The organism is Haemophilus haemolyticus (assembly GCF_001008205.1).
Classification (GTDB): Bacteria; Pseudomonadota; Gammaproteobacteria; order Enterobacterales; family Pasteurellaceae; genus Haemophilus; species Haemophilus haemolyticus_Q.
The window spans coordinates 42,670-64,416 of record NZ_LCTK01000029.1; the positions used below are offsets into that span (position 1 = coordinate 42,670).

Here is a 21,747-nt window from a genome sequence, read left to right on the forward strand (position 1 = left end):
GAGAGTAGTAATGACTGAAGATGTTAAGGCTGATGCGCCAAAGAAATTAAGCATTCAACGCAGAACAAAAACAACAGTGAGCAGCACCACAACTGGCGGTAAAAGCAAAGAAGTACAAGTAGAAGTACGTAAAAAACGCACAGTAAAAACTGATATTGCTCAACAAGAAGAAGCAAAATTAAAAGCACAGCAAGAAGCGGAAGCGAAAAAAATTGCTGAGCAAAAAGCAGCAGAAGAAAAAGCTCGTTTAGAAGCTGAAAAAGTAGCAGCGAAGAAAGAAGCTGATGAAAAAGCAAAAGCTGAAAAAGCGAAAGTAGAAACAGCTAAGCTGGCAAAAAGTGCGGTAGATTCTAAAGCAAAATCTATTGATCCTGAAAAAGAGAAACGCAAAGCAGAAGAAGCAGAACTTCGTCGTAAAGCTGAAGAATTAGCTCGTCAAAAAGCAGAAGAACAAGCTCGCCGTGCAGCAGAAGAAGCGAAACGTTATGCTGAAGCAGATGATTCAGACAATGAATCTTCTTCAGAAGACTATTCTGATTACAACTTAAGTTCAAGATATGCACTTGAAGCTGAAGATGAAGAAGATCGCCGTAACGAAAATCGTGGCCGTGGCAAAAATAAAGTAGCGAAAGCGAAAAAAGGCGGTCGTGACGATGAAAATAGCAAAAACTCGAAAAACGAGCGCGAATCTAATCGTAAAAATCAAAAAGATGCTAAGTTTGGTAAAGGTAAAAACGGCAAAAAAGGTGCCGCACTTCAACAAGCCTTTACTAAACCAGTTCAAGCTGTAAAAGCGGATGTTGTCATTGGTGAAACTATTACCGTTGCTGAATTAGCGAACAAGATGGCTGTAAAAGCGACTGAAATCATCAAAACGATGATGAAGATGGGCGAAATGGTTACTATTAACCAAGTTATAGACCAAGAAACCGCTCAATTAGTAGCGGAAGAACTTGGTCATAAAGTAATTCTTCGCAACGAAAATGAGCTTGAAGAAGCAGTATTAGGCGATCGCGATGTAAACGCAGAAAAAGTAACGCGTGCGCCAGTTGTAACCATCATGGGTCACGTTGACCATGGTAAAACCTCTTTACTTGACTATATTCGTAAAGCGAAAGTTGCTGCAGGTGAAGCGGGTGGTATTACCCAACATATCGGTGCGTATCACGTAGAAATGGATGATGGCAAAATGATCACCTTCTTAGATACTCCGGGACATGCTGCGTTTACTTCTATGCGTGCACGTGGTGCAAAAGCAACAGATATCGTTGTTCTTGTTGTTGCTGCCGATGATGGTGTGATGCCTCAAACTATCGAAGCGATTCAACACGCAAAAGCAGCGGGTGCACCTTTAGTGGTTGCAGTAAATAAAATCGATAAACCAGAAGCAAACCCAGACCGTGTTGAGCAAGAATTATTACAACATGATGTCATTTCTGAAAAATTCGGTGGTGATGTGCAATTCGTTCCAGTATCTGCGAAGAAAGGTACAGGGGTTGATGATTTATTAGATGCAATCTTACTTCAATCTGAAGTGCTTGAATTGACTGCTGTAAAAGACGGCATGGCAAGTGGCGTAGTCATTGAATCTTACTTGGATAAAGGTCGTGGCCCTGTGGCAACTATCTTGGTTCAATCAGGTACACTACGTAAAGGTGACATCGTACTTTGTGGTTTTGAATATGGCCGTGTGCGCGCAATGCGTGATGAAAATGGAAAAGAAGTGGATGAAGCAGGTCCTTCAATTCCAGTTGAATTATTAGGTCTTTCAGGCGTGCCTGCAGCGGGTGATGAAGCAACCGTTGTACGTGATGAGAAAAAAGCACGTGAAGTGGCGTTATATCGTCAAGGTAAATTCCGTGAAGTGAAATTAGCTCGTCAGCAAAAAGCGAAACTTGAAAATATGTTTAGCAATATGTCTGAAGGCGATGTGGCTGAATTGAACGTCATTGTGAAAGCGGACGTACAAGGCTCTGTGGAAGCGATTGTTCAAGCGTTAAATGAGCTTTCTACCAATGAAGTAAAAGTTAAAGTTGTTGGTTCTGGCGTAGGTGGTATAACTGAAACTGATGCAACTTTAGCTGCAGCATCTAATGCCATTATTGTTGGCTTTAACGTTCGTGCTGATGCATCTGCTCGTCGTGTCATTGAAGCGGAAAACATTGATTTACGTTACTACTCAATCATCTATGAATTGTTGAATGAAATTAAAGCAGCAATGAGCGGTATGTTAGAGCCTGAATTTAAACAAGAAATTATTGGTTTAGCTGAAGTTCGTGATGTATTCCGTCATCCGAAATTTGGTGCAATCGCAGGCTGTATGGTGACCGAGGGTGTAGTGAAACGTAACAACCCAATCCGTGTATTACGTGACAACGTCGTTATCTTTGAAGGGGAATTAGAATCTCTTCGCCGTTTCAAAGACGACGTATCTGAAGTTCGTAACGGTATGGAATGTGGTATCGGCGTGAAAAACTACAACGATGTAAAAGTCGGTGACCAAATCGAGGTGTTTGAAGTAGTTGAAGTTAAACGTTCAATTTAATTTATAGCAATTGTATTGCTGTTTTAGGGTAAATGTAATTTGCCCCTATTACAATTGCTATAAGCGGTTGGATTTCGCAAAATTCGACCGCTTTAACTTTTCTATTATTTTATTAAAACAACAAATAGGATGCTGGCGAATGAAGTTTAATGATTTGGATTTATCTCAATGGCAAGCGCTTGATATTAATACTGATAGTCTTTGGATGATTCCAACAAGAGATAAAACAGGAAAGCATAAAAATGTGTATCACGGAAACTTTATTCCCCAGATTCCTAATCAATTGATTCGTAGATACACAAAAGAGAATGAATGTGTTTTTGAGCCTTTTATGGGCAGTGGGACAACATTATTTGAGTGTGAAACGTTAAACAGAGAATATATTGGCTTTGATCTTAATCCTCATATTATTGACTATGTGAGAGAAAATGCTGATAAAGAAAAAATAAATGATTTCTATATTGCAAATTGTAACTCAATGGATGAGATATCCGTCGACGAACATTTTAAAGAATATGGAAAAACAGCACAATTTTTACTGATGCATCCACCTTATATGGATATTGTGAAGTTTACAGATAATCCTAACGATCTTTCTCAATGTGATAGTATCAATGAGTTTGTGCGAAAGTTTAAACTTGTTTGTGAGAATAGTTTAAAATACCTTGATAAAGGTCGATATTTTGCTTTAGTGATTGGGGATGTATATAAAAATAGTGAAATTCTACCACTTGGTTTTTATTGTATGGATATGATAAAACGAACTTTTAAAGTTAAATTAAAAGGTATCGTAGTGAAAAATATTGAAGGAAATAGAGGGAAGCTTAATTCTAGAGGTATTTGGCGCTATCGGGCATTAAGTAGCGATTACTATATTTTCAAACATGAATATATTATGGTTTTTAAAAAAGAGTTTTGAGTATGAAAATCACAAAAACAGAACTATTTTTAAGATTAGCCAAGCCAAATGAACAAGGTATTTCTCGTTGGGTTAATGTAAGTGAATTTGTTGGTGAATATAAAGATTTAAAATTAGGTAATGGTGGAAGTTGGTGTCGTGCAAGTTCTCCATTAGCAAGAGATTATATTGTTGAATTTGATAAAAGTCGTACATCTGGTAATTCTATTGATGCAATTAGGCTCAATGGTTTTAATCAAGAAAAGCATTTTAAACAACATATTCGAAAAGATATTAAAGATACATTCAAAACGAAAAATTGTGTGATGTTGGGGATAAATGGAAAATCCGAAAATACCAAGATTGAAATTGATCATAAAGATGGCAGAAAAAACGATCATCGTGTCAGTGATACTAAAACGCAAAAATTAGAAGATTTTCAACCGCTTTGTAAGGCTGCTAATGATGCTAAACGTCAAATTTGCAAAGAGTGCAAGGCAACCAATAAGCGTTGGAGCGCTAAGAATATTTTAGGTAATCCTTATGCGTTTTATCAAGGTGATGAAAATTATTCGGAAGAATTGGGATGTGTTGGGTGCTATCAATATGATCCAGTAGAATATCGAAAAAGCAGTGTGAAACGAATTTCTGCTGAAGCAGCTAAACATACATCAGACTACATTTTTAATAAATTATATTCAGAAGAGAACGAATGAATTATATCGGTTCAAAACTAAAACTTTCTAACTGGCTAGAGGCAGAAATCACTAATGTTGTTGGTGATTCTCTTTCTAATAAAGTGTTTTGTGATTTATTTGCAGGAACAGGGATTGTTGGTAGAAAATTTAAAACAAATGTAAAGCAAGTGATTGTGAATGATATGGAATATTACAGTTATGTTTTAAATAGAAATTATATTGGCAATCATCAAACAATTTCAAAAGCCGATGAATTATTACAAGAATTAGAAAATTTACTACCGAAAGAAGGCTTTATTTATCAAAATTATTGTTTAGGCTCAGGCTCAGAACGTCAATATTTTAGTGATGAAAATGGTAAAAAAATCGATTCAATTCGAATGCAAATCGAAGAATGGAAGAATACGCACTATATCGATGAAGACACTTACTATTTCCTCTTAGCAACTTTGTTGGAAAATGCAGATAAGGTAGCAAATACGGCATCGGTTTATGGAGCTTTTTTGAAAAATCTTAAAAGATCCGCACTAAAGCCGTTATCACTTGAGCCAGCATTATTTGAGATTAACTGTAATGATCACCAAGTTTATCAAATGGATGCAAATCAGCTAATAAAAAATATTTCAGGGGATATTTTATACCTTGATCCACCCTATAATACCCGTCAATATGGTGCAAACTATCATATGTTAAATACCATTGCGCTTTATGATAATTTTACTCCTAAAGGAAAGACTGGATTAAGAGAATATAATCGTTCGAAATATTGTTCAAAATCAGATGTGACTTCCGAATTTGAGACTTTGATTAGAGAAGCGAACTTTAAATATATTTTTTTAAGTTATAATAATGAAGGTTTGATGTCAGTTGAGCAAGTAAGAGATATTTTTGAACGTTACGGAAAATATGATTTAGTTCAAACAGAATATCAGCGTTTTAAAGCGGATAAAACTGAAAACCGTAAGCATAAGGCTGATTCAACATTTGAATATTTACATATTTTAGAGAAATTAAATTAAAAAGGATGAAACAATGGCTCGAGAATTTAAACGTAGCGATCGCGTCGCTCAAGAAATACAAAAAGAAATAGCAGTCATTTTACAACGTGAAGTGAAAGATCCCCGTATTGGGATGGTGACCGTTTCTGATGTGGAAGTGTCGAGCGATTTATCTTACGCAAAAATTTTCGTGACTTTTTTATTTGATCACGATGAAACGGCAATAGAGCAAGGCATGAAAGGCTTAGAAAAGGCATCGCCTTATATTCGTTCATTACTAGGCAAAGCGATGCGTTTACGTATCGTGCCAGAGATTCGCTTTATTTACGATCAATCCTTAGTGGAAGGGATGCGTATGTCAAATCTTGTGACCAATGTTGTGCGTGAAGATGAGAAAAAACACGTTGAGGAAAGCAACTAATGTCTAGACCTCGTAAACGCTGGCGTGATGTTGATGGTGTGTTTTTGTTGGATAAGCCACAAGGCATGTCATCAAATGACATTATGCAAAAGGTGAAGCGTTTATTTCAAGCGAACAAAGCGGGGCATACTGGCGCGCTCGATCCGTTGGCTACGGGAATGTTGCCGATTTGCTTGGGTGAAGCAACTAAGTTTTCACAATTTTTGCTTGATGCAGATAAGCGTTATCTTGTTACGGCAAAATTAGGCGAACGTACCGATACTTCCGATGCGGAAGGGCAAGTCGTGGAAACCCGTGAAGTTCGTGTTGAAACTCAGCAAATTTTGACCGCACTTGAACAATTTCGTGGTGATATTTTGCAAGTGCCGACAATGTTTTCCGCACTAAAACATAACGGTAAACCGCTTTATGAATATGCACGACAAGGTATTACAGTTGAGCGTGAGGCGCGTCCAATTACGATTTTTGAATTTAATTTTATTGAATATCACGCACCTTATTTAACCTTAGAAGTGCATTGTTCAAAAGGCACTTATATTCGCACCTTAGTAGATGATTTGGGTGAAGTGTTAGGTTGTGGCGCGCATGTGACAACGTTACGTCGTACAGCCGTAGCGGATTACCCCGTAGCAGAAATGATGCCAATCGATGAGTTACAACTGCTCGCTGAAAGTTTTCCATTAAGTGAATTAGATCGTCTATTACTGCCAACTGATACCGCTGTAAGTAAATTGCCCACTTTGCATTTGGATACAGAGCAGAGTAAAGCCATTGGTTTTGGTCAGCGAGTGAAATTTGCTAATGAACAGCAATTAAGCGGTCAAGTGCGGTTATTTTCAGCGGAGAATTTGTTCTTAGGTGTGGCATTAATCGACGGGAATATTATTCGCCCACAACGGTTAATTACACAATCAGCATAACTTAATTGCCTTTCTTATAAAATTCTAGTAATCTCATCTGTAATTAATTTTTTACAATATGTGTAAACTAAATGTTGCAGGTGAGTTTTATGGAAGCCCTTAAGGATTTACGTTCTGAAATTGATTCGCTTGATCGCGAACTTATCCAACTTTTTGCTAAACGTCTTGAATTGGTTTCTCAAGTTGGTAAAGTTAAACATCAACATGGATTACCTATTTATGCGCCAGAGCGTGAAATAGCAATGCTCCAAGCGCGTCGTTTAGAAGCTGAAAAAGCAGGCATTTCAGCAGATCTGATTGAAGATGTCCTACGCCGTTTTATGCGCGAATCTTATGCCAATGAAAACCAATTTGGCTTTAAAACCATCAATCCTGATATTCACAAAATTGTTATTGTGGGCGGTTATGGCAAATTAGGTGGCCTATTTGCCCGCTATTTACGTGCATCTGGCTATCCAATTTCTATTTTAGATAGCGAAGATTGGATGGTGGCTGAAAGTATTTTAACGAATGCTGATGTCGTGATCGTTTCCGTTCCCATCAATATTACTTTGGAAACGATTGAGCGACTAAAACCTTATTTAACAGAAAATATGTTGCTTGCAGATTTAACCTCTGTTAAGCGTGAACCGCTGGCGAAAATGCTTGAAATCCATTCTGGTGCTGTTTTAGGTTTACATCCAATGTTTGGGCCAGATATTGCAAGTATGGCAAAACAAGTGGTTGTGCGTTGTGATGGCCGTTTCCCCGAACGTTACGAATGGTTACTTGAGCAAATTCAAATTTGGGGCGCCAAAATTTATCAAATCGATGCCACAGAACACGATCACAATATGACTTATATACAAGCCTTGCGCCATTTTTCAACTTTCGCGAATGGTTTACACCTTTCCAAACAGCCCGTTAATCTTGCTAATTTATTGGCGCTTTCTTCTCCTATTTATCGCTTAGAACTTGCGATGATCGGTCGTTTATTTGCGCAAGATGCAGAGCTTTATGCAGATATTATTATGGATAAACCAGAAAATTTAGCGGTAATCGAAACACTAAAACAAACTTACGACGAAGCCTTAGCTTTCTTTGAAAATAATGATCGTGAGGGTTTTATTGAGGCTTTCCACAAGGTGCATGACTGGTTTGGCGATTATTCCGAACAATTCTTAAAAGAAAGCCGTCAACTATTGCAGCAAGCAAATGATTTGAAGCAAGGGTAAAAAGTGCGGTGAAATCTCACCGCACTTTTCTTTTATTGTCTCGCCAATCTTAAATTTTCAGGTAAATTCTCAAAATTAGAACGGAATGGATTAATGTCTAATCCACCACGACGAGTATAGCGTGCGTAAACAGTGAGTTTTTCTGGTTTTGCGTAGTGCATTAAATCACAAAAAATACGTTCGACACATTGTTCGTGGAATTCATTGTGTTGACGGAACGATACAATGTAACGCAATAATTTTTCGTGATTGATTTTTTTACCAATATAGTGAATATGTAACGTTCCCCAGTCTGGCTGATTAGTGATGAGGCAGTTAGATTTCAACAAATGGCTGACTAATTTTTCTTCGACAATTTCATCCGATACACAATCTTTCAGCCAATCAGCGCTAAATTCGTAGCTAGTAATTTCAATATCTTGTTCATCAATGCAATCGCCTTGTAAGTGATCAATTTTTTGAGAATCATAAACATCCACTGGATTTAACCGCACTTTTACATCGCCTTGCGCACATTCGCTTAAATCGCGTTGCATGGTTTGTTGAACGGTATTGAAGTCGGCAAATTTGCTTTGGTTGAAGCTATTTAAATAAAGTTTAAAACTTTTTGATTCAATCAAATTTTGGCTTTGATAATCCAGATAAATATCTGCGATAGCCACTTGTGGCAAGCCTTTTTCGTTGAGCCACGAGATTTCATAAGCCGTCCAAATATCGGCACCAATGGTAAAAGGCTGGTTTTGGGTAATGCCCAATCCATCACGGTTTAACGCGCGTGGCACTGGCTGTAATAAAGTACGGTCATATTGAGAGGCGTATTCTGTTTTTTGACCGAGTTTTAAGGATTTTAAGCTGTTGTCTTGGTAATTCATCTTTTCTCCGATTAGGTGTTCGAGTTTTGCAAATTTCGACACTTTATAAATTAATTACAAAAAATTCCACGATAGGTTCGAAACTAATCGACAGGTATCGCATTTAAAATGCAAGGTATCAAAAATTGGGTCTTTTAACATCCAATTTGCACCACAAGAAGGGCAGCAACGGGATTTTTCAGATTCTAAAGATTGCCCACCTACACGATATAAATAATAGTAAGTCGGTATGCCGGTTTCTTTTTCTATTTCTTGTGCTAAATAGTGCCCATGTTTTGAAAGTGTGCTTTGATGATCCGAAATTTCTGCCAAAGATTGTTGTTCTAATACCGCACCATTCATTTGTAGTTGATCGCAGGCTTGCCAATTTTCTTGCCATTTAATCAGATCTTGGCTTAAGTGCGGTTGATTTTGCAACTGTTTATACAAAGGGATAGGAGCGAAATTTTCTCCACTATGAATCGGTGAGCAACTTTGTAAATGGGTTGTGTAAAGCACTTGCCAAGCGGGAGATACATTTTCTGCCGTTTGATCTGAATTGAGATCATCGCCCACAAGTTGAAAACCATCAAAAATTACACCGCACTTTTCTGCTTCTTGTAATGCGCGATTCACTTCTGCGTTATTATTTTGCGGGAAAAGACTATCTTGCTCAGGGCAAATGACACGCATAGCAAAGCCTTGTGCGCCATCTTCTTCCGCTAAATATAAAGGGATTTCACGTCCGATAATTTGCCCGTTATACCGCCATTGATCGATCACTGCATTGAGTAAACGACTTTGTGATTCAATATTATTTTCGAGCGCAGTCAGGCGAAAATAGGTTTCGATTAAATACATAAATTTTTTAATTGCTGTCCGATTTGGTTTAAGCCGTTTAAACGTGTTTCGCTTAAACGTTGTGAAATGCCGAGCTCGCTAAAAAAGGCAGTAATATCAAATTTATTCAATTCATCCGCTGTTTTGCCATTGATTTGATTGAGTAAAATCCAAAGTAAGCCATTCATAATTCTGGCTTCACTAAATCCGTTGAATTGAAAAGTGCGGTCATTTTTAGGCATAATTTGAAACCACATTTGTGCTTCGCAGCCAGTAATAGAGTGCATTTGAGCGAGTTCATCGTCGCTTGGGCGAGATAAATTTTTGCCAGCTTGAATAATCAGGCGATAGCGATCTTCCCAATTTTTAGTTTGTTTTAATTGTTCTATCATTGTAATAAATCCAGTGCTTTATCTAAGGCGGTAAAAAATGCCTCCACATCTTCCTGCGTATTATAAGGCGCAAAAGACAGGCGTAATGTGGTGCGTTCGCCTAAGCGTGCTAAATAAGGTTGAGCACAATGTTCGCCGACTCGGAGCGCAATATTTTGTTCGCTCAAAAGTGTAGAAAGATCAGAACAGTCAATGCCTTCAAATACAAAACAAACGACAGTGCTTGCTTGAGGAGAATTGAATAATCGGCAATGCTCGTAAGATTTTAACCGCACTTTGACGGATTCAGCCAAGGATATAGTGTGCTGTTCTGCTGTGGTAAAATCCCATTTTTGTAGCCAATTCAGTATGGCATTAAAGCCAATAACCCCAGCAATATTAGGTGTGCCAGCTTCTAAACGATAAGGCAATTCGGCAAAAGTAATACGATCATTTGATACACGATCAACCATTTTTCCACCGAAAAAGAGCGGTTGAAGTTGAGAAAGTGCGGTCAATTTTCCTGTTAAAACACCAAGCCCATTTGGGCCATAAATTTTATGGGCAGAAAATGCGAGAAAGTCTGCATCTAAATCTTGTAAATCGATTTTAATATGGCTAATCGCTTGTGCAGCATCTACTAAAACCAACGCACGACTATGTTTTCTAATAAGTTGAATCAGGCGTTTAATCGGCTGTTCAGTGCCTGTGACATTTGAAACAAAATTCAGCGCAACGAGTTTGGTTTTTTCAGAAAGAGCAGAAATAAGTGCATTTTCATCAATTAGCCAATTATCTAAAATCGGTAAAACTCGAATTTTTGCACCGCACTTTTGTGCCGTTTCGTACCAAGTGACAAAATTAGCATGATGATCTGCTTGGCTAATCAGAATTTCATCTTCTGCGTTTAATTGCGGTAGCAATCCATTTGCCACTAAGTTTATCGCGTGAGTTGTACCCGAAGTCCAAATAACAGCGCGTTTATCTCCTGCATTAATCAATTCTTTAACCTGTGTGCGAGCCTGTTCATATTGCGCTGTTTGGGCCGCATCATATTGACTGCGATGCACTGAACCTGCAGATGCATAAAATTCGACGGTGCGATCAATTAATACTTGAGGTTTCAACGAGGTGGCAGCGTTATCTAAATAAACAACCGCATCTTCACGTTGGAAATAAGGAAATTCTTGACGGAAAGTTTGATAATCAAAAGCCATATTGATTTTTCTCTTGTCTGCGCCATTGGCTCGGTTCGATAGGATGATTATCTGCCCAAAGACCAATTCCTTTGGCTTGTGCATTTTCTTGCGCTTGAAGATAAATCAGATCATGGGAATATTGCTTATAGGCCCATGCCATACCTTGTTTAACCATTTCTAAATTAATATTTTTATCTTGATAATAAACAATCGCCAATGTGCGTTGATAGCGATCTTGGCCTTTTAAAGAAAGACGCACATCACGAAGATAGACCATATCAGACAACGCTTTTTTAGATTTTTGTCCAAAAGCTTGTTTTTTCTCTGGCGCATCAATTTCAGCTAGCCGCACTTTGATTTGTCGATTATTTTTAGCAAGGCAGGTAAGTGTATCGCCGTCACTAATGCCAACGACACGGCAAGTATTTTCTTCACTAGAGCACGCCGAAAGTGCGGTAAAAATTAGTAATAGAATAGCAAATAGCGATTTTCGATTTATCATTTTGCAAGGTTCTTGATCTAAGTCTGGTTATTTTACCGAAAAAAACTGGTCAATTCAGAAAAAAAAAGCGTAAAATAATTTTGAAACATTATGAAAATAGTTGAAAAAAGGTTGTATATGATTCAAAAATCATTTTTATTGGCCCGTTCGTTGGTCATTTTGTACATTATGTTATATCTCGGAAATCTTATCGCTCATTATGTGCCTGCCGGTGTGCCTGGGAGTATTTGGGGATTGTTATTGCTCTTTTTAGGTTTAACGACACGATTAATTCATTTAGATTGGATTTATTTAGGCGCGAGCTTATTGATTCGTTTTATGGCGGTGCTTTTTGTGCCGGTAAGTGTTGGAATCATTAAATATTCAGATTTATTAATAGAACAAGTGAATATTTTATTGATTCCTAATGTTGTTAGCACTTGCGTAACGTTGGTCGTCATGGGCTTGTTAGGGAATCATTTATTCCATTTACAATCTTTTACACACAAGCGTAAAAAAGTGGTTAAGCGCCGTGAGAATCAAGCCAAACAAATGAATGAATCAGCTTAATATAGTGGGAAAGTTTTATATGCAGCAGTACATTATTTATCTTTATACATTTTTGACAATTTTCGGATTTTGGCTTGCACTACAAATTAGCAAACGTTGGAAATCAATGATTTTTAATACTTTTATTTTAACGGTATTAATTTTGGTTGTGATTTTAGTGATAGGCAAGATTCCTTATGATGATTATATGGCAGGAAATGCGCCTATTAATAATCTACTTGGTTTGAGTATCGTTGCTCTTGCATTACCTCTTTATGAACAACTTCGCCAAATTGCCAAACAATGGAAGATTATTTTATCTATTGTGGTGATCGCGTCTTTTTTCTCGATGTTAAGCGGAGCGGTGTTAGCGCTCATACTTGGTGCATCGCCTGAAATGGTGGCCACGGTATTACCAAAATCAATCACCACACCAATCGCGATGGAAGTTTCGCATAATCTAGGCGGGATTCCAGCCGTAACCGCCGTTGGGGTCGTTGTTGCAGGTTTGCAAGGCTCTGTATTTGGTTATTTAGTGTTGAAAAAATTAAACGTTAAACATCAAGAAGCCATTGGGCTTTCTGTTGGTTCGGTTTCTCACGCACTTGGTACAGTAAGCTGTATGGAAACTAATCCAACTGCAGGCAGTTACAGTTCTATTTCTCTCGTGCTTTGTGGAATTATTAGTTCTATTCTTGCTCCATTTGTATTTAAGCTGATTTATTTCTTTGCTTAAATATCAATAAAAATTCAACCGCACTTTATTCATTCTAGATTTTGTTTGTTCTAGATAAAGTGCGGTTGTTTTTTGTGCTAAATGATTAGATAATGCAGAAAAACGAAATAAAACAAAGCCATATGAAACCACTTATCATTGATTCTTCTTGGACAGAACGTTTTCTTCCCGATCCTCCACGCGAAAAAGATAATCGCCCACCATTTCGTCGCGATCGCGGGCGGATTCTACATTCTGCCGCCTTTCGTTGTTTACAAGCGAAAACTCAAATTCACGCGATTGGTGAAAATGATTTTTATCGCACTCGCTTAACTCACTCTTTAGAAGTCGCCCAGATTGGCAGCAGTCTCGTTGCACAACTTAAATTTTTAGAAACCTTTGAAAGCCTTTCTCAAGCATTAAATATTGATAAAAACGAGTTGCAAAAACAATTAAAACCTTTATTGCCGAGTAACGATCTTATTGAGAGTTTGTGTTTTGCTCATGATATTGGGCATCCGCCTTTTGGGCATGGTGGCGAAACGGCATTAAATTATATGATGGCAGAGCAGGGCGGATTTGAAGGCAATGCACAAACCTTTAGAATTTTAACGAAACTTGAGCCTTACACTGAAAACGCAGGGATGAATCTAACGCGTCGAACACTATTGGGTGTAGTGAAATATCCCACGTTGTTAGATGTGGCCTCGCCTCAATATGCAGAACTTAATTTTTCTCGCAATATTGATCCGCGTTTTGTGCGTATTCATGATTGGATTCCGGGAAAAGGCATTTTCCGCGATGATTTAAAAATGTTTAATTGGTTGCTGGAAAATCTTTCTGAAAATGACCGCACTTTATTCTGTCAATTTAAAAAAGTGCGGGAAAATCCAGCTGAATCTTTACATACTCGGTTTAAATCGCTGGATTGCAGCATTATGGAATTGGCAGATGATATTGCCTATGGTGTGCATGATTTAGAAGATGCGATTGTGACTGGCGTGGTAAATCCTCATCAATGGCAAGCAGCACATGCTACATTGAAACAAATTCCATCAGCTTGGTTGCATGAAAATATTGATTCAATTAGCCAACGACTTTTCTCGGATAAACATTTTGAACGCAAACAGGCGATTGGCGCATTAGTGAACTTTTTTATTACTAATGTGCGGTGGAAATTAACGGCAAATTTTGATGAACCTTTGTTACGTTATAACGCGGAATTGCCACCAGAAGTGATTGCTGCACTTGGTGTATTTAAAAAGTTCGTTTGGGATTATGTTATTCGCAATGTGGCTACTCAACGAATCGAATATAAAGGGCAGAGAATGCTGACAGAAATGTTCCAGATTTTTGAATCTGATCCAGAGCGTTTATTACCGCGAAATACTGCAAATCGTTGGCGTAATGCACCAGACGAAGGGAAGAAACGGATTATTTGCGATTATATTGCAGGCATGTCGGATGCACACGCATTGCGGGTATATCAACAACTTTGATTTAAGAGAGAATCCCATCGAATTGATGGGATTTTTTATGCCAAACCGTATAGAATAGTGCGGTTAATTTTCACTGAATTTTTATGGGGCAGCTGTGGCATTAATTAGTTTAACCAATGGATATCTTTCCTTTAGTGATGCACCTTTGTTGGATCACGCAGAACTACATATTGAACCGAATGAACGTGTTTGTTTAGTTGGGCGTAACGGCGCAGGTAAATCAACTTTATTGAAAATCATCGCAGGCGATGTGCTCATGGATGATGGCAAAATCCAATACGAAAAAGATCTTGTGGTTTCTCGTTTAGAGCAAGACCCACCGCGTAATGCGCAAGGCAATATTTTTGATTATGTCGCGGAAGGTGTTGGGCATTTAACGGATTTATTGAAAGAATATCATCATATTTCTGTTCAATTGGAAGAAAATTACAGTGATCAAATTTTAAGTCAACTAGAGCAAGTTCAGGCTAAATTAGAACACGCGGATGGCTGGCGATTTGAAAATAAAATCAATGAAGTGCTGTTAAAACTAGGCTTGAATCCAAACACAAAATTATCTGCACTTTCGGGCGGTTGGTTACGCAAAGCGGCACTAGCACGCGCATTAGTGTGCGATCCTGATGTGTTATTACTTGATGAACCAACCAACCACTTGGATGTGGAAGCTATTGAATGGTTGGAAAATTTCTTATTGGATTTCCAGGGTAGCATTGTATTTATTTCCCATGACCGTTCTTTTATTCGAAAAATGGCAACACGGATTGTGGATTTAGATCGCGGTCAATTAGTGTCTTATCCAGGCAATTACGATTTATATTTAACTACGAAAGAAGAAAATCTACGTGTTGAAGCCTTGCAAAATGAATTATTTGATAAACGTCTTGCACAGGAAGAAGTGTGGATTCGACAAGGTATCAAGGCTCGCCGTACAAGAAATGAAGGGCGAGTGCGAGCATTAAAAGCGATGCGTGAGGAACGCCGCCAACGCCGTGACGTAATGGGAACAGCCAAATTACAGTTAGATACCTCAAGTCGTTCAGGCAAAATTGTCTTTGAAATGGAAGACGTGAGCTATGAAATCGCAGGAAAAACCTTGTTAAAAGATTTTTCAACAACGATTTTACGTGGAGACAAAATTGCGCTTGTTGGGCCAAACGGCTGTGGAAAAACCACGTTCATTAAATTATTGTTGGGTGAAATTCAGCCAACATCAGGAAAAATTCGTTGTGGTACCAAATTAGAGATTGCTTATTTTGACCAATACCGTGCTGATTTAGATCCTGAAAAAACTGTAATGGATAATGTGGCGGATGGTAAACAAGATATTGAAGTTAATGGTGTAAAACGCCATGTGCTAGGGTATTTGCAAGATTTCTTGTTCCCGCCAAAACGAGCCATGACGCCAGTTAAAGCCTTATCGGGGGGAGAACGAAATCGTTTATTGCTCGCAAAATTATTACTCAAACCAAATAATTTATTGATTCTTGACGAACCAACCAATGACCTTGATGTAGAAACATTGGAGCTTTTAGAAGAAATTTTGACTGATTATCAAGGCACATTGTTAATTGTGAGCCATGACCGTCAATTTATCGATAATACTGCGACAGAATGTTATTTATTTGAAGGTGAAGGGCGTTTGAATAAGTATGTGGGAGGATTCTTTGATGCGAAACAGCAACAAGCCAATTTCTGGGCAAGCAAAGCAGTAGAAGAGCAGGCTAAAACGAAGAAAACTGAAGCGCTAAAAGAAGAAAATGCGGTGAAAAATGACCGCACTTCTAAGCCGAAATCCGTGAAACTTTCTTATAAAGAACAACGTGAGCTAGAACAGCTGCCACAACTTTTAGAAGAATTAGAAACCAAAATCACCGCACTGCAAGCTGAAATAGCCGATCCAGCATTTTTCCAACAGGCCCATGATATTACCGACGCTAAATTAAAAGCATTGGCGGATACTGAGTCCGAATTAGAAACAGCATTTTTACGCTGGGAAGAATTGGAAGAAAAGAAAAATTTGGCTGAAAGTAAAGCTTAAAAAAATAACGCCCGAAGAAGGGCGTTTTCTTTAGATATTTTCAAGATGATCTTTTCTCAAAATACTTTCTTCATCAAGCGTTGATAAGCGAGAGATAGCATTCCGGTAAGATATTTCAAGGGTTTCTCTACTGGTTGCCATTACGCCTTGATCCACTAAAAATCCATCATTTACATCATATACCCAGCCGTGTAATGAGAGTTTTTGTCCGCGTTCCCAAGCACTTTTGACAATTGAAGTGCGCCCAAGATTGTAAACCTGTTCCGCTACGTTAATTTTAGTCAACATATCCGCGCGTTTTTCTGGGGAAAGTTTACCGAGAAGATGGCCATGTTTAAACCAAATATCGCGAATATGAAGAAGCCAGTTGTTGATAAGTCCTAAATCTTTATCTGTCATAGCGGCATGAATACCACCACAATTGGTGTGGCCACAGATAATAATATGTTCAATTTTAAGCACATCGACGGCATATTGCACAACAGAAAGGCAATTAAAATCTGTGTGAATCACTTGGTTAGCAACATTACGGTGTACAAAAAGCTCACCCGGTTCAAGATTCGTCAATTTCTCTGCAGGTACACGGCTATCAGAGCAACCAATCCAAAGGTAATGCGGCGTTTGATGATCCGCAAGTTCTTTGAAGTAAGTAGAATTTTCTTCCTTCATTCTTTGCGCCCAACTGTAATTGTTGGCGAAGAGTTGTTTAATTTTATCCATTTTGCTTTCCTTAAAATTCTGAAAAAATTGACCGCACTTTGGCGTAAGTGCGGTCAATATTTAAGTTAAATTGAATTAGAAATTCGCATTTCTTGGCGCTCGTGGGAATGGAATTACATCACGAATGTTTTGCACGCCAGTTACATAGACGATTAAGCGTTCAAAACCAAGACCAAAACCAGAATGTGGAACGCTACCGTATTTACGCAGATCGCGATACCACCAATAATCATCTGGGTTTAATCCCATTTCTTCCATACGTTTATCAAGCACATCTAAACGTTCTTCACGTTGTGAACCACCGATGATTTCACCAATTCCTGGGGCTAATACGTCCATTGCTGCCACAGTTTTTCCATCATCATTTAAACGCATATAGAATGCTTTAATATCTTTTGGATAGTTTTTCACTACAACTGGTGATTTGAAATATTCTTCCGCTAAGAAACGTTCGTGTTCAGAAGAAAGGTCGATACCCCAAGAAACAGGGAATTCAAATTTCTTACCAGATTTTAATAACACATCAATAGCATCAGTATAGTCAATTTGCGCAAAATCTGAGTTTACAAAGTTTTCCAAACGCGTAATAACATCTTTATCTACATGTTTTTCAAAGAATTGTAAGTCGTCTTTACGCTCAGACAATACTGCACGGAATACGTATTTCAACATATCTTCTGCAAGTTTTGCGTTATCCGCTAACGTTGCAAATGCTACTTCTGGTTCAACCATCCAGAACTCAGCTAAGTGACGGGTGGTATTTGAGTTTTCTGCGCGGAATGTTGGACCGAAGGTATAAATTTTGCTTAATGCACAAGCATAGGTTTCGCCGTTTAACTGACCTGAAACCGTTAAAAATGATTCTTTACCGAAGAAATCTTGGCTGAAATCAACTTTTCCATTTTCACCACGTGGAAGATTTTCTAAATCAAGTGTAGAAACACGGAACATTTCACCCGCACCTTCAGTATCTGATGCAGTAATTAATGGGGTTGCCACCCAGTAGAAACCTTGCTCATGGAAGAAACGGTGAATTGCTTGAGATAAACAATGGCGAACACGTGCGACCGCACCAATAATATTGGTACGAGGGCGTAAGTGAGCCACTTCGCGTAAATATTCAATAGAGTGGCGTTTTGCTGCCATTGGGTAAGTATCTGGATCTTCAACAAACCCTGTCACTTCTACTTTTTCTGCTTGTAATTCAACTGCTTGTCCTTCTGCAGGTGATTCAACGACTTTACCTGTTACAATTACAGAACAGCCTGTTGTTAAACGTAAAATTTCGCTTTCGTAATTTTCAATATCGTTATTAATAATTGCTTGAATTGGATCAAAGCAAGAACCGTCATAAACCGCTAAGAAAGATAAACCTGCTTTAGAATCGCGACGGGTACGCACCCAACCACGCACAGTGACGGTTTCACCAATCGCCACTTTCCCTTGTAATACATCAACAATTGATGCCACTTTAGACATATTAAACCTCTGTAACTGAATGTAATTCACATAAAATTGCCGATAGTTTACCTTAATGAAGGAAATTTTCCATAAAAATATAGTGTTGGTGCGGGCTATGAACAATAAAATAGTCTTAAAAATGAGCCCTAAATAAAATAGGGTAAAGCCTTATTAATATTGAATATACGCGATTTTATGCTAGAATCTCGGGCCAAAATCATTATGGCTAATAATAGGAAAAAATATGAAAGTTTTAGAAGGCTCAGTCGCAGCACCTAATGCAAAAGTTGCAGTAGCAATTGCTCGTTTTAACAGTTTTATTAATGAAAGTTTATTAGAAGGTGCAATTGATGCATTAAAACGTATCGGCCAAGTGAAAGATGAAAATATCACTATCGTGCGTGCTCCGGGTGCGTATGAGTTGCCATTAGTTGCTCGTCGTTTAGCTGAAAGTAAAAAATTTGATGCGATTGTAGCTTTAGGTACAGTTATCCGTGGTGGTACTGCGCATTTTGAATATGTAGCAGGGGAAGCAAGCAGCGGTTTAGGAAAGGTTGCAATGGATGCTGAAATCCCAGTCGCTTTTGGTGTATTAACCACAGAAAATATTGAGCAGGCGATTGAACGTGCTGGTACTAAAGCAGGTAATAAAGGTGCAGAAGCAGCCTTAACCGCACTTGAAATGGTTAATCTTATTCAACAAATTGATGCGGCATAAATCATGACAGAACAAAAACAAGTTAAAAAGCCTTCTGCTCGTCGTCGTGCGCGTGAATGTACTGTTCAAGCCTTGTATTCTTGGGCTGTATCGGGCAATACTGCAGAACAAGTTGAATTAGCCTTTGTGTTAGATCAAGATATGGATGGCGTAGATAAACCTTACTTCCGTAAATTATTTCGTCAAACAGTAGAAAATATTGAAACCGTTGATTTTTCTATTTCGCCTTATATTGACCGTGCTTTTGATGAGCTTGATCCTATTGAAACTGCAATTTTACGTTTAGCCGTTTATGAATTGCGCTTTGAGTTAGATGTGCCATATAAAGTGGTTATCAATGAAGCGATTGAAGTGGCAAAAGTATTCGGTGCAGACGAAAGCCATAAATATATCAATGGCGTACTTGATAAAATCGCACCAGCATTAGGACGTAAATAATCCTTTTAAACTGAAAATGGCGCGCGTTTTTAACGCGTGCCTTTTCTTTTATAAGATAGGTGAAAATGGCAATGGGTGAATTTGATTTAATTAAACAATATTTTCAGCAACAAATATTAGTTGATGATTCCGTTCAATTATCTATTGGCGACGATTGTGCGCTGGTTTCCGTGCCAGAGAATTATCAGCTTGCCATTACGACGGATACAATGGTGGAAAATACGCATTTTTTACCAACCATTTCACCTGAAGATTTAGCTTATAAGGCCGTTGCAACAAATTTAAGTGATCTTGCTGCAATGGGGGCACAGCCAAGATGGGTTTCTCTGGCATTAACTTTGCCAAAGGTTGATGAAAATTGGATTTCAACATTTAGTCAAAGTTTATTGCACACGTTAAAACAATACAACGTCACATTAATTGGTGGTGATACTACAAAAGGTAATTTGTCTATTACGATTACGGCACAAGGCTTTGTCGAAAAAGACAAAGGAATTTGTCGGCATAAAGCACAAATCGGCGATTTAATTTATGTTTCAGGCACCTTAGGCGATAGCGCGGCGGGTTTAACACAAATTTTATCGGGCAAAAGTGCGGTTGATTCTGACGATGTTTTTTTGCAACAACGACATCTTAGACCCACACCTAGAATTGAACTTGGGCGGGCGTTAATTGATATTGCCCATGCTGCCATTGATCTTTCCGATGGGTTAATCTCTGATTTAGGGCATATCCTTGAGCGAAGTCAATGTGGCGCAGAAGTTGAACTTACAGCTTTACCTCTTTCATCATCGATTTTAAATAAATATGATCGCACTCAAGCGGAACAATTTGCCTTAAGTGGTGGAGAAGATTATGAACTTTGTTTTACCATACCGCCCGAATATAAAGATGAATTAGAATTACGCTTGAAAAAAATGAACGAGCCTTGTACTTGTATTGGTGAAATTAATGAAAAGTGCGGCGACTTTTCTCCTCGTTTTTTACGGGATGGAAAACCTGTGAATATAACTTTTTCAAGTGGTTTCGATCATTTTAAGGAATCAAAATGACAGAAAATAATCCTCTTAAAAAAATCTCTCTTTTAAATCCTATTCATTTGCTTGCCGTTGGTTTTGGATCGGGCTTAATTCATCCTGCTCCCGGTACTTGGGGGAGCTTAGCTGGAACAATTTTAGGCGTGATTTTACTTTCTTTACTAGGCGTAAAAATCTTTTTAATTTTCACCGCACTTTGTTTTCTGCTCGGTTGCTACCTTTGCCAAAAAACCACAGCAAATATGGGCGTACACGATCATGGTTCTATCGTCTGGGATGAATTTGTCGGCGTATTTATTGTATTAGCGGCGATACCGTCATTATCTTGGCAATGGATTGTGACTGCTTTTACGTTATTCCGCTTTTTTGATATTTTAAAACCGTTCCCAATTCGTTATTTTGACGAAAGACTAGAAAGTGGCTTTGGCATTATGGTCGATGATGTTTTAGCGGCAATTTATGCGGTGATTGTCGTATTTGCTATTCAGTATTGGATGTCGTGATGCTAAATTTAATCATTGTGCATTTATTTGGATTAATGACCCCAGGGCCTGATTTCTTCTATGTAAGTAGGATGGCGGCAAGTAACTCTCGTCGTAATACAGTTTGTGGCATTTTAGGCATAACGCTTGGCATCGCCTTTTGGGGGATGCTTTCTATGTTGGGATTGGCGGTGTTATTCGTTACTATTCCTGCATTACATGGCGTGATTATGTTGCTAGGCGGTAGTTACCTAGCATATCTCGGTTTTTTAATGGCTCGCAGCAAAAAACACGCTCAATTTGAACCGCACTCTGATACTGAATTTAATCAGCAAACCACAATCAAAAAAGAAATTTTGAAAGGGCTTTTAGTGAACTTATCTAATGCAAAGGTTGTGGTGTATTTTAGTAGCGTGATGTCGCTTGTCTTAGTAAATATCACTGAAATGTGGCAAATTATCTTGGCTTTTATGGTAATTGTGGTTGAAACATTTTGTTATTTTTATGTGATTTCATTGATTTTTTCACGTAATATTGCCAAGCGTTTATACAGTCAATACAGCCGTTATATTGATAATATGGCAGGTATTGTATTTTTATTTTTTGGTTGTGTGCTTGTTTATAACGGCATCAACGAAATAATTCATTAATAAA

General features: G+C 38.2%; 23 protein-coding genes. 16 read left to right on the forward strand and 7 right to left on the reverse strand.

Annotation, left to right across the window (positions count from 1 at the left end):
- The first annotated feature begins 10 nt into the window (after window positions 1-10).
- The 7 genes from infB (at window position 11) to tyrA (ending at window position 7,694) form a co-directional block, all read left to right on the forward strand.
- Window positions 11-2,545 carry a translation initiation factor IF-2 gene (gene infB, locus AAX18_RS06095; protein WP_046953284.1) on the forward strand — a complete coding sequence of 845 codons (2,535 nt, stop codon included), beginning with the start codon at window positions 11-13 and terminating at the stop codon, window positions 2,543-2,545.
- A 139-nt stretch (window positions 2,546-2,684) separates the two neighbouring features.
- Window positions 2,685-3,464 (forward strand): DNA methyltransferase, encoded by a 780-nt coding sequence (locus AAX18_RS06100; RefSeq protein ID WP_046953285.1) that lies wholly within the window; start codon window positions 2,685-2,687, stop codon window positions 3,462-3,464.
- A 2-nt stretch (window positions 3,465-3,466) separates the two neighbouring features.
- The gene (locus AAX18_RS06105) at window positions 3,467-4,159 is read left to right on the forward strand and encodes a restriction endonuclease NlaIII (protein WP_046953286.1); all 693 of its coding nucleotides are present in this window, start codon (window positions 3,467-3,469) and stop codon (window positions 4,157-4,159) included.
- Window positions 4,156-5,160 (forward strand): DNA adenine methylase, encoded by a 1,005-nt coding sequence (locus AAX18_RS06110; protein ID WP_046953287.1) that lies wholly within the window; start codon window positions 4,156-4,158, stop codon window positions 5,158-5,160. Before AAX18_RS06105 ends, AAX18_RS06110 begins: the two co-directional genes overlap by 4 nt.
- Window positions 5,161-5,173: 13 nt before the next feature.
- Window positions 5,174-5,560 carry a 30S ribosome-binding factor RbfA gene (gene rbfA / locus AAX18_RS06115; protein WP_005628626.1) on the forward strand — a complete coding sequence of 129 codons (387 nt, stop codon included), beginning with the start codon at window positions 5,174-5,176 and terminating at the stop codon, window positions 5,558-5,560.
- On the forward strand, window positions 5,560-6,480 hold the full coding sequence (truB, locus tag AAX18_RS06120; RefSeq protein WP_046953288.1) for a tRNA pseudouridine(55) synthase TruB: 921 nt from the start codon (window positions 5,560-5,562) through the stop codon (window positions 6,478-6,480). Before rbfA ends, truB begins: the two co-directional genes overlap by 1 nt.
- A gap of 89 nt (window positions 6,481-6,569) precedes the next feature.
- The gene (gene tyrA / locus AAX18_RS06125; protein WP_046953289.1) at window positions 6,570-7,694 is read left to right on the forward strand and encodes a bifunctional chorismate mutase/prephenate dehydrogenase; all 1,125 of its coding nucleotides are present in this window, start codon (window positions 6,570-6,572) and stop codon (window positions 7,692-7,694) included.
- 32 nt (window positions 7,695-7,726) lie between these two features.
- Here tyrA and queF read toward each other — a convergent pair whose 3' ends face one another.
- From queF to AAX18_RS06150, 5 genes are read right to left on the reverse strand one after another with little or no spacing between them, the layout of a single operon-like run.
- Window positions 7,727-8,566 (reverse strand): NADPH-dependent 7-cyano-7-deazaguanine reductase QueF, encoded by an 840-nt coding sequence (queF, locus tag AAX18_RS06130; RefSeq protein ID WP_046953290.1) that lies wholly within the window; start codon window positions 8,564-8,566, stop codon window positions 7,727-7,729.
- 54 nt (window positions 8,567-8,620) lie between these two features.
- Window positions 8,621-9,406, reverse strand: coding sequence for a Zn-ribbon-containing protein (locus tag AAX18_RS06135; RefSeq protein ID WP_046953291.1), 786 nt, complete (start codon window positions 9,404-9,406; stop codon window positions 8,621-8,623).
- Window positions 9,397-9,777, reverse strand: a complete 381-nt coding sequence (locus AAX18_RS06140) for a SufE family protein (RefSeq protein ID WP_005628635.1) — start codon at window positions 9,775-9,777, stop codon at window positions 9,397-9,399. The genes AAX18_RS06135 and AAX18_RS06140 overlap by 10 nt, the downstream gene beginning before the upstream one ends.
- Window positions 9,774-10,973, reverse strand: a complete 1,200-nt coding sequence (locus AAX18_RS06145; RefSeq protein WP_046953292.1) for a cysteine desulfurase — start codon at window positions 10,971-10,973, stop codon at window positions 9,774-9,776. Before AAX18_RS06145 ends, AAX18_RS06140 begins: the two co-directional genes overlap by 4 nt.
- Window positions 10,963-11,457, reverse strand: a complete 495-nt coding sequence (locus tag AAX18_RS06150; protein WP_046953293.1) for a thermonuclease family protein — start codon at window positions 11,455-11,457, stop codon at window positions 10,963-10,965. Before AAX18_RS06150 ends, AAX18_RS06145 begins: the two co-directional genes overlap by 11 nt.
- A 117-nt stretch (window positions 11,458-11,574) precedes the next feature.
- On the opposite strand from AAX18_RS06150, the gene AAX18_RS06155 reads away from it, so the two are divergent.
- From AAX18_RS06155 to AAX18_RS06170, 4 genes are all read left to right on the forward strand, one after another.
- Entirely contained in the window at window positions 11,575-12,006 is a 432-nt protein-coding gene (locus tag AAX18_RS06155) for a CidA/LrgA family protein (RefSeq protein WP_046953294.1), read from the forward strand.
- A gap of 19 nt (window positions 12,007-12,025) precedes the next feature.
- Window positions 12,026-12,721: a CidB/LrgB family autolysis modulator gene (locus tag AAX18_RS06160; RefSeq protein ID WP_046953295.1), complete on the forward strand. Its 696-nt coding sequence runs from the start codon at window positions 12,026-12,028 to the stop codon at window positions 12,719-12,721.
- Between the two features lie 92 nt (window positions 12,722-12,813).
- Entirely contained in the window at window positions 12,814-14,199 is a 1,386-nt protein-coding gene (locus AAX18_RS06165; RefSeq protein ID WP_046953296.1) for an anti-phage deoxyguanosine triphosphatase, read from the forward strand.
- Between the two features lie 94 nt (window positions 14,200-14,293).
- Window positions 14,294-16,237 (forward strand): ABC transporter ATP-binding protein, encoded by a 1,944-nt coding sequence (locus AAX18_RS06170; protein ID WP_046953297.1) that lies wholly within the window; start codon window positions 14,294-14,296, stop codon window positions 16,235-16,237.
- A 30-nt stretch (window positions 16,238-16,267) separates the two neighbouring features.
- Here AAX18_RS06170 and can read toward each other — a convergent pair whose 3' ends face one another.
- Both can and asnS read right to left on the reverse strand, forming a co-directional pair.
- A complete protein-coding gene (can, locus tag AAX18_RS06175; RefSeq protein WP_046953298.1) occupies window positions 16,268-16,957 on the reverse strand; it encodes a carbonate dehydratase in 690 nt (229 codons plus the stop codon).
- A gap of 75 nt (window positions 16,958-17,032) precedes the next feature.
- Entirely contained in the window at window positions 17,033-18,436 is a 1,404-nt protein-coding gene (asnS, locus tag AAX18_RS06180; RefSeq protein WP_046953299.1) for an asparagine--tRNA ligase, read from the reverse strand.
- 226 nt (window positions 18,437-18,662) lie between these two features.
- Between asnS and ribH the strand changes: the two genes are divergently transcribed.
- The 5 genes from ribH (at window position 18,663) to AAX18_RS06205 (ending at window position 21,743) form a co-directional block, all read left to right on the forward strand.
- Window positions 18,663-19,136, forward strand: coding sequence for a 6,7-dimethyl-8-ribityllumazine synthase (gene ribH, locus AAX18_RS06185; RefSeq protein ID WP_005628657.1), 474 nt, complete (start codon window positions 18,663-18,665; stop codon window positions 19,134-19,136).
- Window positions 19,137-19,139: 3 nt separating this feature from the next.
- Window positions 19,140-19,574 (forward strand): transcription antitermination factor NusB, encoded by a 435-nt coding sequence (gene nusB / locus AAX18_RS06190; protein WP_005628659.1) that lies wholly within the window; start codon window positions 19,140-19,142, stop codon window positions 19,572-19,574.
- A gap of 65 nt (window positions 19,575-19,639) precedes the next feature.
- Window positions 19,640-20,626, forward strand: coding sequence for a thiamine-phosphate kinase (gene thiL, locus AAX18_RS06195; RefSeq protein ID WP_046953300.1), 987 nt, complete (start codon window positions 19,640-19,642; stop codon window positions 20,624-20,626).
- On the forward strand, window positions 20,623-21,114 hold the full coding sequence (locus AAX18_RS06200) for a phosphatidylglycerophosphatase A family protein (RefSeq protein ID WP_046953301.1): 492 nt from the start codon (window positions 20,623-20,625) through the stop codon (window positions 21,112-21,114). The genes thiL and AAX18_RS06200 overlap by 4 nt, the downstream gene beginning before the upstream one ends.
- Window positions 21,114-21,743, forward strand: coding sequence for a LysE family transporter (locus tag AAX18_RS06205; RefSeq protein ID WP_046953302.1), 630 nt, complete (start codon window positions 21,114-21,116; stop codon window positions 21,741-21,743). The genes AAX18_RS06200 and AAX18_RS06205 overlap by 1 nt, the downstream gene beginning before the upstream one ends.
- The last annotated feature ends 4 nt before the right edge of the window (window positions 21,744-21,747 follow it).

Excerpts from the sequence above, each read along its gene's own strand:
- infB (WP_046953284.1), top strand. The coding sequence starts at position 11 with ATGACTGAAGATGTTAAGGCTGATGCGCCAAAGAAATTAAGCATTCAA.
- AAX18_RS06100 (WP_046953285.1), top strand. The coding sequence starts at position 2,685 with ATGAAGTTTAATGATTTGGATTTATCTCAATGGCAAGCGCTTGATATT.
- AAX18_RS06105 (WP_046953286.1), top strand. The coding sequence starts at position 3,467 with ATGAAAATCACAAAAACAGAACTATTTTTAAGATTAGCCAAGCCAAAT.
- AAX18_RS06110 (WP_046953287.1), top strand. The coding sequence starts at position 4,156 with ATGAATTATATCGGTTCAAAACTAAAACTTTCTAACTGGCTAGAGGCA.
- rbfA (WP_005628626.1), top strand. The coding sequence starts at position 5,174 with ATGGCTCGAGAATTTAAACGTAGCGATCGCGTCGCTCAAGAAATACAA.
- truB (WP_046953288.1), top strand. The coding sequence starts at position 5,560 with ATGTCTAGACCTCGTAAACGCTGGCGTGATGTTGATGGTGTGTTTTTG.
- tyrA (WP_046953289.1), top strand. The coding sequence starts at position 6,570 with ATGGAAGCCCTTAAGGATTTACGTTCTGAAATTGATTCGCTTGATCGC.
- queF (WP_046953290.1), bottom strand. The coding sequence starts at position 8,566 with ATGAATTACCAAGACAACAGCTTAAAATCCTTAAAACTCGGTCAAAAA.
- AAX18_RS06135 (WP_046953291.1), bottom strand. The coding sequence starts at position 9,406 with ATGTATTTAATCGAAACCTATTTTCGCCTGACTGCGCTCGAAAATAAT.
- AAX18_RS06140 (WP_005628635.1), bottom strand. The coding sequence starts at position 9,777 with ATGATAGAACAATTAAAACAAACTAAAAATTGGGAAGATCGCTATCGC.
- AAX18_RS06145 (WP_046953292.1), bottom strand. The coding sequence starts at position 10,973 with ATGGCTTTTGATTATCAAACTTTCCGTCAAGAATTTCCTTATTTCCAA.
- AAX18_RS06150 (WP_046953293.1), bottom strand. The coding sequence starts at position 11,457 with ATGATAAATCGAAAATCGCTATTTGCTATTCTATTACTAATTTTTACC.
- AAX18_RS06155 (WP_046953294.1), top strand. The coding sequence starts at position 11,575 with ATGATTCAAAAATCATTTTTATTGGCCCGTTCGTTGGTCATTTTGTAC.
- AAX18_RS06160 (WP_046953295.1), top strand. The coding sequence starts at position 12,026 with ATGCAGCAGTACATTATTTATCTTTATACATTTTTGACAATTTTCGGA.
- AAX18_RS06165 (WP_046953296.1), top strand. The coding sequence starts at position 12,814 with ATGCAGAAAAACGAAATAAAACAAAGCCATATGAAACCACTTATCATT.
- can (WP_046953298.1), bottom strand. The coding sequence starts at position 16,957 with ATGGATAAAATTAAACAACTCTTCGCCAACAATTACAGTTGGGCGCAA.
- asnS (WP_046953299.1), bottom strand. The coding sequence starts at position 18,436 with ATGTCTAAAGTGGCATCAATTGTTGATGTATTACAAGGGAAAGTGGCG.
- ribH (WP_005628657.1), top strand. The coding sequence starts at position 18,663 with ATGAAAGTTTTAGAAGGCTCAGTCGCAGCACCTAATGCAAAAGTTGCA.
- nusB (WP_005628659.1), top strand. The coding sequence starts at position 19,140 with ATGACAGAACAAAAACAAGTTAAAAAGCCTTCTGCTCGTCGTCGTGCG.
- thiL (WP_046953300.1), top strand. The coding sequence starts at position 19,640 with ATGGCAATGGGTGAATTTGATTTAATTAAACAATATTTTCAGCAACAA.
- AAX18_RS06200 (WP_046953301.1), top strand. The coding sequence starts at position 20,623 with ATGACAGAAAATAATCCTCTTAAAAAAATCTCTCTTTTAAATCCTATT.
- AAX18_RS06205 (WP_046953302.1), top strand. The coding sequence starts at position 21,114 with ATGCTAAATTTAATCATTGTGCATTTATTTGGATTAATGACCCCAGGG.